The organism is Microcoleus sp. bin38.metabat.b11b12b14.051 (assembly GCF_013299165.1).
In the GTDB taxonomy this organism is placed as follows: Bacteria; Cyanobacteriota; Cyanobacteriia; order Cyanobacteriales; family Microcoleaceae; genus Microcoleus.
Genome location: NZ_JAAFKD010000012.1, coordinates 176413 through 187877, shown reverse-complemented (window position 1 = coordinate 187877; position 11465 = coordinate 176413). Strand labels below are relative to the sequence as shown.

The window sequence follows — 11465 nt, the reverse complement described above, 5'->3', positions numbered from 1 at the left end:
ACTACGAACCTTGACAGATTCTAGGTTTGTAGTGAGGACTTTAGTCCGCATCCATAGAAGAAGGACTAAAGTCCTGACTACGAACCTTGACAGATTCTAGGTTTGTAGTGAGGACTTTAGTCCGCATCCATAGAAGAAGGACTAAAGTCCTCACTACGAACCTTGACAGATTCTAGGTTTGTAGTGAGGACTTTAGTCCGCATCCATAGAAGAAGGACTAAAGTCCTCACTACGAACCTTTGTAGGTATGACTAATGACTCCGCATAATTAATTGCCAATTATAGCTGCAATTCGATCGCGCTCCAACTCTCTACCAATAATCACCAGCTTGGTTTGGCGGAGTTCCGAAGGTTGCCAAGGGCGATCGTAAAAACATTCTATACGATCGCCCACACCTTGCAACACCATCCGCATCGGTTTGTTGGGAACCGCCACAAACCCCTTAATCCGATAAATTTCTTCCTTCTGCATCAAGGATTGCAGCTTTTTCACCAAAGCTTCCGGTTCAAATTCGCGATCGGCAATAAAGAAAGTCGAGTTAATATCATCATCGTGCTCGTGTTCCTCTTCCGTGTCGTGGTGACTCGGGCGGGACTCCAAATCATCCTCAACCGCCGCATTAAATCCCAACAGCACATCGGGGTTAATTTCGCCACCCTTGCAAGGCACAATTTTCACACTCGGGCGCAACTCTTGCTGCAACCAGGTTTGAACTTTCTGGTGAGTTTCGGCATCTACGCGATCGACCTTCGTCAACAGTACCATATCGGCACAGGCCAACTGATCTTCAAACAATTCCTCGATCGGCGTTTCGTGATCCAAACTATCATCAGCCTCTCGCTGCGCCATCAAAGCATCGATATCGCCAACAAAAGTACCGCTAGCCACAGCCTCGCAATCAACAACCGCCACCACACCGTCAACAGTAGCGCCCGTGCGAATTTCCGGCCAGCGAAAAGCTTGAATCAAAGGCTTAGGAAGAGCCAGGCCCGAAGTCTCGATTAAGATACAATCAATTTGGTCTTTGCGCTTCAACAATTCCTGCATCGTCGGCAAAAATTCCTCTTGAACAGTGCAGCAAAGACAACCGTTTGTTAATTCTACAATATTGCTGGTGACAGTTTCTTCGTCATCGCAAACTTGGCAATCGCGCAGCAATTCACCGTCAATACCGATTTCGCCAAATTCATTAACCAAAACAGCAATGCGGCGGCCTTGATTGTTTTGCAACAAATGGCGAATTAAGGTAGTTTTGCCACTACCGAGAAAACCAGTAATAACTGTAACAGGAATCTTGTGCATTAAATTTTTTCTCAGGTTTAAATGTATGGTGTGCAACGCACACCATTCTTCAGTCCGCGGAGGCGGACTTTGTGTGTGTAGCAGCGGTTTCAACCGCCGACTCTGATCTTTGAATGTATGGTGTGCAAAGCACACCATTCTTCAGTCCGCGGAGGCGGACTTTGTGTGTGTAGCAGCGGTTTCAACCGCCGACTCTAATCTCTGATCTTTACTCTTCAGTCCGCGGAGGCGGACTTCGTTTGTGTAGCAGCGGTTTCAACCGCCGACTCTGATCTTTGTTTGACAAGAAGCGGTTTCAACCGCCGACTCTGATCTTTGTGTGTGTAGCAGCGGTTTCAACCGCCGACTCTTCTAAATGCACTCTCCTAAATGCACAACTCAACTCTAATTTCCCAGCGGCGGAATCTTCGCCAAAACGCCTTTCTTCAAAGCTTGAGGACGCTCAGCCCAAGGCAACAAACCATCCGGTTTAGCATAGTATTGACTCGCACATTCCAGTACAGCCTCGACGCTTTCCGGCTCATTCGCAGGCAAATCACCAAACAAATAAGTATACTTTCCAGCAGCAGCAAAAGACACGGCACAAGAGTGACTGCAAGCACTCATGCACTCAACTTCCCGAATATCAAATTTTTCTGAAAACTCCCAATCTTGAGCGAGTTTCAATAAATCTTCCATGAATTGTTGGCCGCCGCTTTTACCTTCGCGCTTGCCGTCTTTCCAAACACTAGCGCAAGCAGTGCAAACTAAAAGACAGTGTTTTGTGCGTACAGCCGTGTTAGTTCCATTCATCATCCATACCTCGTAGATGCGTTCAAAAGTGAGTTAGATATCGGCGGGCATTCTGACTTTAGAGGTGAAGGACTAAAGTCCTTACTACAAACCTCATTACAGTTGCGGGACAGCGCCGGACTTGCACCGAACTTTCCCCGTTTCCTCTGGCGGCTGCTCCCCGCTAGAACCGATCGCGAATTCAAATCCTACCACACTTGCCGCCCTTTGCCAAAAAAGTTATCTTGGTAATGGCGATTTTTAATATCTAGCTACATAAATTAACTCGGTTCGTAGTAAGGACTTTAGTCCTCTGATATTTCTGCGGACTGAAGTCCTTACTACGAACCTTATGAGCACTTTTCCCGACTTTTCTACACAGGGCTATCAAGTAACCCGCGAACTTGGATACAACAGTTTGGGCGGCCGCGTTACCTATTTTTAGGGAACTGGTATTAGCTTTTAGTTACATCCAGATTGCTTGAGCAACTGTACTGCGGATTCGCTTTAAATTTTCCATACCTATCTCTTTAAGCTTTAACAAAGACTCGTCGCTGGCTTCTACTAATTCTGACACCGTGAGGTATCCAGCAGCTTTCAATATATCAATTTTGCGCTCCGTGAGTCCATAAGGATATACGTGAGATTTTTTTAATTTGCTAATATCTTCCCTTAATATTAGCATTTCACCATGCTCAGGTAATTCAGGCAATTGAATTTTAAACAACTCACTTGTTTTGTGTAATTCTAAAGGCTCATTTCTCTCATTTTTTTCATTTAACCACCTAGTATAAATTTCATTGGTGACCCGAGCGCCACGAGTCTTTTCCAGCAATGTGCATAGATTCAAGCTATATCTTGTTCCTCGTCCTCTCGATTTCATTGCCCGTGAAACATCTCGAATTGAAATAAATCCAGTATATTCAAGTAGTTCTAACGGCTTTGATAGACGTTGTGCAATTTCTCTTAAAATAAGTACATTCTGCTTATTTTGCTTGCCAGCATCCTGAAATATTGATTCTGCAATCTCGGTTGCAGGATCGATCATTAGTGCATATATACCAAGTTTTGGCTTAAGCTCTTCAATCAATGGCCAATAGTAGTTACGGGCCAGGTAGATCAGTGTCTTTGTGATATTGGCGTAATTGATCTTACGTTTCTTACAGTTGTCAGACAGATTATTCCATGCAAATATAAATCCTCTCATATTTCCAAGTACAGCCCTTCCCATAAACCCCGCAACATTTTCTAAAGCAAATTGACCAGAGAAAGACTCTTCAGGAAGTCGCTCAGAAAACCTTTTTCTAATTATCTCGGCAAAGTTGGTATTATAGTCTTCTAGTTCATCATTTCTTGAAATATCGATCACCGTAGCATCATTATATACATCAAACCTTGTTCCAAAATTAGTAACTCCAGGGTAAATAGCAGCTTTACACGATATTACACTGCTCGATAAAGTCCGAAATATATCGAAAAACTCATGTAGCGGAGCTTCCCGACCAATGTGAGCCGCGTCATCAAATAAAATAACTATTCTTTTCCCAGATGCACTCGATAAACTAGATAATTCTCTCTGAAGTGATGTGATGTTTGGCAAAGCCTCAAACTCAGAGAGATTAGCTGCTTTAATAATTGTCCTATTTACGGCATCAATTATTAGCTGACTTAACATTTTTTCATACTTCTCACCTTCACTTCTGAGTAATTCAAGATGACGAAGACTGATGTATATGCCAAATGTAGAGCTTAGATTATTTTCAGGATACATTCTTCTTGATGCTTCTATCATAAGCGCACTTTTTCCGCTACCACGTGCCCCTTTTAATAAGACTGGGCCATGAGCAATCAAATTAGAAATAAAGCGCTGCTCTTGTTTTGAGAAATAATGCAGTTTCTCAAACTCTTCAGGCGAACAATCTTCTGCGGCTAAGATCAGCGATGTATTTTCATAAATAGTATTAACCATTAGAAAACTCCCATTTCTTGAATTTCTTGATAAGCTGCGATTGCTTCTGGAATATCGAGTTTATTTAGTGCATGACTGACAACAGAAACAATTAGTCCAAGGGTAGCGATATTACGAACAGTTTTCTCAATCAGCCGTCTAGTTGTTTCTCGATCCAAGGCTGAACTTAAAGGAATCACCAGTTCGTGATGTATTCCTTTTGAAAGTTGAGAGTATAGACTTGAAAACTCATTTAAAGTTTCATTATAGAATCTTTCAAAATCCTTTCTTCTAAGATCGGCTATCCATACATCCCCACTGACATCTTTGATTGCATCTAACATCTTGTCAAAGTTAGCAGACCATATTAGTTTCTTATAATAATCTCCAAGCAGAGCTCTAGTAGGGTTTTGCAGTGACTTATCAGCCCAAAGATCCGTAACTTTGTCCGCTAAAACATCACCTTGCCAACGTATAGACGACTTATTAGGCTTATCTATTTGATAATTGGGCTGTTTTTGACATTCCCTAAGTAAGAGGACTCTAAAAGGATCGAGCCTCGCAATTAGTGCGGTACATCCCAATTCCAGTATACTTCTCCCTAAAAATGGGGCAAATAATGAAATTTGGTTATCACTCAGGGATTCTAGTGTTACTAACTCTTTAACAACATTATCAATTGACGCGGACAAATGACTTAGCACCTCATCAATATCACCTCCATCAGAAACTACATTTCCACAGAGTAGTTTGGCTAATGCTGACTGATTGCTTACTGGCTCATCGGCACCTGATTCATTAGAACTCATTTTATTTTACGGCAACCCGATCGACAGCTTCCAAAATTTGTGCAATGCACACCTTACTGCTTGCAGGGTGCGCGCCGCACACCCTACAAACTACAAATTAAGCTGTTTCGTGTTGTTTGTGCCATGCCGGATGCCACAGCAATTCGGCAGTCGATCGCTTCTCGACCATTTCCTTGGTAATCTTACAGTCAGCAACATCCTTGCGAGAAGGCAACTCGTACATCACATCAAGCATTAACTCCTCCAAAATGCTGCGGAGAGCTCTCGCGCCGGTTTTGCGTCGATAGGCCTCTTGGGCGATCGCCCGCAGCGCATCCGGGTCAAATTCCAACTCCACGCTGTCCATCTTCAACAGCTTCTGATACTGCTTCACCAGCGCATTCCGGGGCTCAGTCAAAATCTGCATCAAAGCCGCCTCATCCAGCGGCGAAATCACCGTCACCACCGGAATCCGCCCGACAAACTCAGGAATTAAACCAAACTTGACTAAATCATCCGGCTGTACCTGCTGCAAAATATCAGCCGCCCGCTTATCCTTCGCGGGTAAAGTCGAGTTGCTTTCGGTTTCTGTCGGCTGAATAAAGCCCAAAGATTTTTTACCCAAACGCTGTTCAACTATTTTTTCTAAACCGACAAAAGCACCGCCACAAATAAATAGAATCTTGCTCGTGTCAACTTGAATAAAATCTTGGTAAGGATGTTTGCGGCCACCTTGCGGGGGCACGTTAACCACCGTTCCTTCCAACATTTTTAGCAGCGCTTGTTGCACTCCTTCTCCCGATACATCTCTGGTGATCGAAGTGTTTTCGCTTTTGCGAGCAATCTTGTCAATTTCGTCAATATAAATAATCCCGCGCTGTGCGGCTTCGACATCAAAATCAGACATTTGCAACAGGCGCAGCAAGATATTTTCTACATCGTCGCCGACATATCCAGCTTCTGTCAGCGTCGTCGCATCGGCTACTGCAAATGGGACTTCGAGCATTTGCGCCAAACTCTGCGCTAACAAGGTTTTGCCGCAACCTGTCGGCCCGACTAGCATGATGTTGGATTTTTGCAGTTCCACATCGCTGTCCGGGGCAGACTTGCCGCTGTCTTTGGCTTGGTCTACGCTCAAGCGCTTGTAATGGTTGTAAACTGCTACAGAAAGGACTTTTTTTGCTGAATGCTGGCCGATGACGTGGTTGTCTAAATGCTGTTTAATTTCTGTGGGTTTGGGAATTTGGGCTAGAACAATTTTCGATTTGTTCGATCGACCCTGGCGTTTCGTTCCTTGTCCCTGAGACTCTCGCACCTCTGACTGGGGAACCTGTTGACCAATTGTTTTGCTGGAGTCAAAAAACTCCTCTTCTAAAATTTCATTGCACAAATCAACGCATTCATCGCAAATGTAGACGCCGGGCCCAGCTATTAACTTGCGGACGTACTCCTGCGACTTGCCGCAAAAGGAGCATCTGAGATGGGAGTCATATTTGGACATATTTAGCCTCTTTCTTTACGGTTGCGGTTGCTTGTTTCGACTGGGGAGTTGCGCCGGATCGATCGATTCTCGCCCTAGAATGGTTTCCCGAGCGGACACCCAAGCCAGTCAGTCGATTTTAGATTTTAGATTTTAGATTTTAGATTTTAGATTTACTCCACGGATAAATTTTGGAGGTTGAACCTTCGTCTAAAACTTAGGGCTCTACACGAGTTAAGTCAGGGGGTTGTCTCAATTTTTTGCCTGATCAAGCTTGGCGTTCTCTATTTCTAAGTTAACACTTTTGAGGCATGACTCATTAGTCATTACTCATGCGACCAAATTTTAATTTTTTATTTTCCCTGGTAGTAAAGCTGCACTGGCTTACCATTTTTTGTATTCCAAAAATTTTCCCGACATAATTATTTTCACTCGATCGCCTTTTGGGTCGGCTTCTTTCTCGACATCCAAAGTAAAGTCGATCGCACTCATAATCCCGTCACCAAATTTTTCATGGATCACTGCTTTGAGTGGCATCCCGTACACCTGCATAATTTCATAGAATCGATAAATCAGCGGGTCAACTGGAACTGCTGCATCCAAAGAACCTTTTAGCGGAGGTTCGCAGAGCACCGCAGCCGTCTCGCTATCCAATCCCAAAGCCGAGACAATTTTTTCGGCTTCATCGACCGATGCAGTAGCTTGACGGTAAATAACCGCCGCAATCCAAACTTCATCACGACCCAAAACTTTTTCCAATTCTGCAAAACTAATTCCCTTAGCTTTTTTAGCAGCTAAAAGCTTTTCCGTTATTTCACAAATTGCCATTAAATATTCTCCAACTTACTGCCCTGCTAGATGGGAAATTTGTATCATATTTTGGTAAACTTGTCAATAGCAAACTCACAAAAAAAACAGCATCTATCCCTCGCAACTTTAGTAAAAGCTGGTCTTGTTAATCCGCCCAACTTGCAACAGATCGCTCCCCAAATAACTGATATAGCAATCGCCACAGCGGTGAGGACATAAATAACCTCATGAATAGAGCCCCTCGTCCATAGCAGAAACGGTTTGATTTTCTTTCTCTGCAACTGTCAACTGTCCACTGTCAACTGTCCACTGCTATAAAAGCCCTGCGGCAATGGTACAGTTGGCAGTATATGTAGTGCAAATTACACAAACCCAGGCATTCGGCAACAGGCAAGCCTGCCTCCATTCGACGGTGCCAGCCTCAGGCACGGGTGGCAATATCCCACAGCTAAGACCCCTTTACCCCTCACAACCTAGGACTGACAAAAGTATGGAGATTCAGACCAAAGACTACACCATTGAGTACGATCGCGCTACTCAAACAATCACCTGCTGCGGCTCGTTCCGGCTCAGCCAGACGGAAGAATACGCCCCGATCGTCGATCTGCTCAACAGCGTTGCTGACTCCTCGCCAAACACAATTACTCTAGACTTGCGAAAGCTAGAATTTTTAAACAGTTCGGGAATTAATATTGTCTCGAAATTTGTGATCAAAGTGCGCCAGCAAAAGAATATTCAAATCGCCGTCAAAGGCTCTAAAGAGATACCCTGGCAGGGAAAATCGCTGAAGAACTTGCAGCGGCTGATGCCTTCCTTGCACTTAGAATTGGAATAAAAAATCGCAAAATGTAACGGTGAGTCCCCGAAAAAGTCCGGGCAGGAGCATGAGGGCGGCTGAAGTGAAGGGGAATAAGTCATAGTTAAGCAAGCACCAAACCGTCAAAAACTTCAGTACCGACTAAAAAATACCAATTCTCAATTGCTATGCAGGAAGAACCATCAAGAGAACAGCTACTTTTGGACGTTCAGCGACTGAGTGCAGAACTTGAAAACTTGAAGCGCGAAAAGGTAGATCTAGAAATTTTGCTGGAGACTACCACCGAACATTCGGATACCATGGAAGCTCACTTGCTCTCTCAAGCTGAGTTGGCCGTGCGCGAAAGCGAAGAGCAGTTTCGGGCGATCGCCTCGGCAACTCCGGTACCGATAGTGGTCTCTCGCCTCTGTGACGGCTTAATTCTGTATGCAAACGTTAAATCGGCTTCTCTCCTGAACATAGCTGTGGAAGAATTGATCGGCTCTCGCACCCCAGACTTTTATTTGAATCCGAGCGATCGCCCAAATGTACTAGAAGCCCTCGCCAAAGATGGATACCTTCAAGACTACGAACTTCAGTGCAAAAAGTCAGACGGTACCCCTTTCTGGGCAACAATCTCGGTTCAGCGGCTGCTGTTCAAAGGTGAGGCGGCGACATTATGCGCTTTGTACGACCTCACCCAGCGCAAGCAAGCAGAACAAACCCTCCAAGAAAGCGAACATCGCCTCCGCCGTCAGAGTCTGGCTTTGTTGCAGCTAGGCCGGCAGAGGACTCTCAACAGCGGTGCGCTAAATGCCGGAATTCGCGAAATTACCGAGGCGGCCGCTCGCACTTTGGAAGTCGAAAAAGTCAGCGTCTGGCTTTACAACCATTTCAGATTTGGCACTCGCCACCAGAGCGAACCTCAGCTCAATTTTACCCACAGAGCGATCGCCCAAAACCAAACAGAGTCAATCGATACAGAGACACCCGCCCGAGAGCCACACCAGGGGCTGAATCATTCTAAGTTTAAAATCCCCAACCTCAAATTAGTTTGTATCGACTTGTACGATCGCACCCACGAGAATCATTTGAGCCGCCAGCAAATATCCGGAGGCGATTTACAATTTTCCGCTGTCGGTGCCCAAGGCGACACACCGGGCGAAAACTCTTCTGAGGAAAATCCTTTACCACCAGCGCCCAACCCTCAAAAGTCCAGCGAAACTCATTTGTGCCACTTATCTTCGGTAGAGGAACATTCCGCTGTACTGCCGAATCAGAGCAAGCCAAATTCATCGATCTTAAATGTAGCAATTAGGCTCGGCGGTCAGATCGTGGGCATCCTCTCTGTCGAACATATCGGCGCGCCCCGCCAGTGGGCTCTGGAGGAGCGCACCTTCGCAGATTCCTTAGCAAACTTGGTAGCACTGGCGATCGAAGGATTTGAAAGACAGCGCGCTCAGGAAGCACTCTCCAAAGCCAAAGCCCAGCTAGAGATGACCGTCGATCAGCGCACCGCTCAACTCACCGCCGCCAACAAACTGCTCCGCATCGAAATTGCCGAGCGCAAAAAAGCCGAAATAGCCTTACAAGAAGCCTTACACAAAGCTGAAGCAGCATCCAGAGCAAAAAGCACTTTTTTAGCCAATATGAGCCACGAGCTGCGGACGCCGCTCAACGCGATTATCGGTTACAGCGAAATGCTAGAAGAAGAAGCACTGGAATCCGGACTCGAAGACATCATTCCCGACACCCAAAAAATTCGTAACGCCGGCAGGCACTTGCTGACTTTAATTAACGATATTCTCGATCTTTCTAAGATAGAAGCTGGTCGGATGGAGCTTTACTTAGAACCTTTTGATCTGACCAATTTAATAGAAGAAGTCGTGACAACTTTGCACCCTTTGGTTGAAAAAAATCACAATCAATTGCAAGTTTCTTGCTCTCCTAGTTTGGGAGTGATGTATGCCGATTTGACTAAAGTCCGACAAATTTTGTTCAATTTGATCTCGAATGCCCTGAAGTTTACTGAAAGTGGAACAGTGCTGCTGGGTGCGACTCGGGAACTAGCAGGCGGCAGCGATTGGGTTTATTTGCAGGTATCTGATACGGGCATTGGAATGTCTGCTGGGCAGCAGCAGAGTTTGTTTCAACCTTTTATGCAAGGAGATGCTTCTACTACTCGCAAGTACGGCGGCACCGGTTTGGGATTGGCAATCAGCCGCTTGTTTTGTCAGATGATGGGCGGCGATATTACTATTGAAAGTCAGTTGGGTGTTGGCTCTACTTTTACTGTTAAATTAAAAGCTCAAGTTGATATTAGTTAGAAACAAGTTGCGCTGCGGATTTTATAACTATTTTAACGACTAATGGAATACCTATAGCAGTTCTCACAAAGATGAGGTACAGGTTCTGATTTTAGATTTGAGATTTGAGATTTGAGATTTGAGATTGGGGGATTGAGGGATTGAGGGATTAATTGGTTAATACCTCATCTTTCTGAGAACTGCTATATTACCAATGACCTATTACCAATGACCTAAGCTGTCACGCATTTAAATTGCATATTCGGGACGCTGCTGGGAGCAACGTACCACAAGACTTTGATTATTTCTTGACATACAGTTTAAATGCCGCAACAGCTTATTAGCAAGAATAATGGGTTTAATGCCTCTTCCCTATAAGGCGAAATAAAACAAAATTATTCAGTGTTTGAATCCTCTGACTTTAAACCAGAGGTAGCCCTCAAGCGTCAAGCGGTCAACTGTCCTTTCGTCCCAGGTCAACTGAATGAACTGTGACACCGATCGCGCTTGACCTCTGTTGCCCATCACACATTAACATTTTTTCCCAGCATAAAATACGTTTACGATCCCAAAATTGTACCGCCACCAAGATACGGCACCTCAGTGGCTTCACCAGCCGCACCTCAACCTCATTAATTAAGGGGGGGCGGGGGATTGCTTATAGAAAGGCAATTTGCTACAAATCGTATTATGGTTGCCAACCAGTAGAAAGCAAAAGTTAACAGGAAATCAGGGATTATCAAAGGTATCACAAGGAAAAAAACAGAACCGGTGCCTTTTGCAAAATTCTTTGGCTCTTGAAACTGCTGCCTCTACTGCCTCGATCGCAATGCGGCCTTCATCAGGGGGCAAATTCTCAGAATCAAAGGAGTGCATCTCGACATGATTAAACCTTGCAGTCAACCGCTAAAAACCAATCCTTTCACTTGCCATCGCGATCCTGCTACAGGGAGGTGGACTACTGTAGTTACAAGCGTTCAGAATGATTCCCAAACAGACTCTAGTTTGAAGGCAAAATCCGCAGGCGAAAACCTAGGTAAAGTAGAAACAAGCGTTTCTGCTTCGCCGGCTGTCTCGCTGCCGAAAAAACGCCCTTTCTCTTCCTTACCGAACTTTAAAAAGCTTGCTAAAAAATCTGTTGTTATTCTCAGCAGGTAGCTCTTGCAGGGGCTAATCTAATTTCCACGGTTAGTCCCGGGCGATCGCCCAACCAACAAAATTAAGTTATCCATAGCATAAATTGCCAAAAACCGATATACTGGC

Annotated in this window: 8 protein-coding genes and 1 riboswitch; of the genes, 2 read left to right on the top strand and 6 right to left on the bottom strand. The window is 44.9% G+C overall.

Annotated features, from left to right (window positions below; genetic code table 11):
• Positions 1 to 268: 268 nt before the first annotated feature.
• From cobW to cynS, 6 genes are all read right to left on the bottom strand, one after another.
• Positions 269 to 1303, bottom strand: coding sequence for a cobalamin biosynthesis protein CobW (cobW, locus tag QZW47_RS15030; RefSeq protein ID WP_293128244.1), 1035 nt, complete (start codon positions 1301 to 1303; stop codon positions 269 to 271).
• A 384-nt stretch (positions 1304 to 1687) separates the two neighbouring features.
• The gene (locus tag QZW47_RS15025; RefSeq protein ID WP_366930883.1) at positions 1688 to 2098 is read right to left on the bottom strand and encodes a DUF1636 domain-containing protein; all 411 of its coding nucleotides are present in this window, start codon (positions 2096 to 2098) and stop codon (positions 1688 to 1690) included.
• A 21-nt stretch (positions 2099 to 2119) separates the two neighbouring features.
• Positions 2120 to 2284, bottom strand: a riboswitch (cobalamin riboswitch).
• Between the two features lie 256 nt (positions 2285 to 2540).
• A complete protein-coding gene (locus QZW47_RS15020; RefSeq protein WP_293128243.1) occupies positions 2541 to 4043 on the bottom strand; it encodes a DNA-directed RNA polymerase subunit alpha C-terminal domain-containing protein in 1503 nt (500 codons plus the stop codon).
• Entirely contained in the window at positions 4043 to 4831 is a 789-nt protein-coding gene (locus QZW47_RS15015; RefSeq protein WP_293128242.1) for a hypothetical protein, read from the bottom strand. Before QZW47_RS15015 ends, QZW47_RS15020 begins: the two co-directional genes overlap by 1 nt.
• A 97-nt stretch (positions 4832 to 4928) precedes the next feature.
• Positions 4929 to 6311 carry an ATP-dependent protease ATP-binding subunit ClpX gene (clpX, locus tag QZW47_RS15010; protein ID WP_293128241.1) on the bottom strand — a complete coding sequence of 461 codons (1383 nt, stop codon included), beginning with the start codon at positions 6309 to 6311 and terminating at the stop codon, positions 4929 to 4931.
• 363 nt (positions 6312 to 6674) lie between these two features.
• On the bottom strand, positions 6675 to 7118 hold the full coding sequence (gene cynS, locus QZW47_RS15005) for a cyanase (RefSeq protein WP_293128240.1): 444 nt from the start codon (positions 7116 to 7118) through the stop codon (positions 6675 to 6677).
• Positions 7119 to 7590: 472 nt separating this feature from the next.
• Between cynS and QZW47_RS15000 the strand changes: the two genes are divergently transcribed.
• Positions 7591 to 7935 carry a hypothetical protein gene (locus QZW47_RS15000; RefSeq protein ID WP_293128239.1) on the top strand — a complete coding sequence of 115 codons (345 nt, stop codon included), beginning with the start codon at positions 7591 to 7593 and terminating at the stop codon, positions 7933 to 7935.
• 149 nt (positions 7936 to 8084) lie between these two features.
• Positions 8085 to 10223, top strand: a complete 2139-nt coding sequence (locus tag QZW47_RS14995) for an ATP-binding protein (protein ID WP_293128238.1) — start codon at positions 8085 to 8087, stop codon at positions 10221 to 10223.
• Positions 10224 to 11465: the final 1242 nt, after the last annotated feature.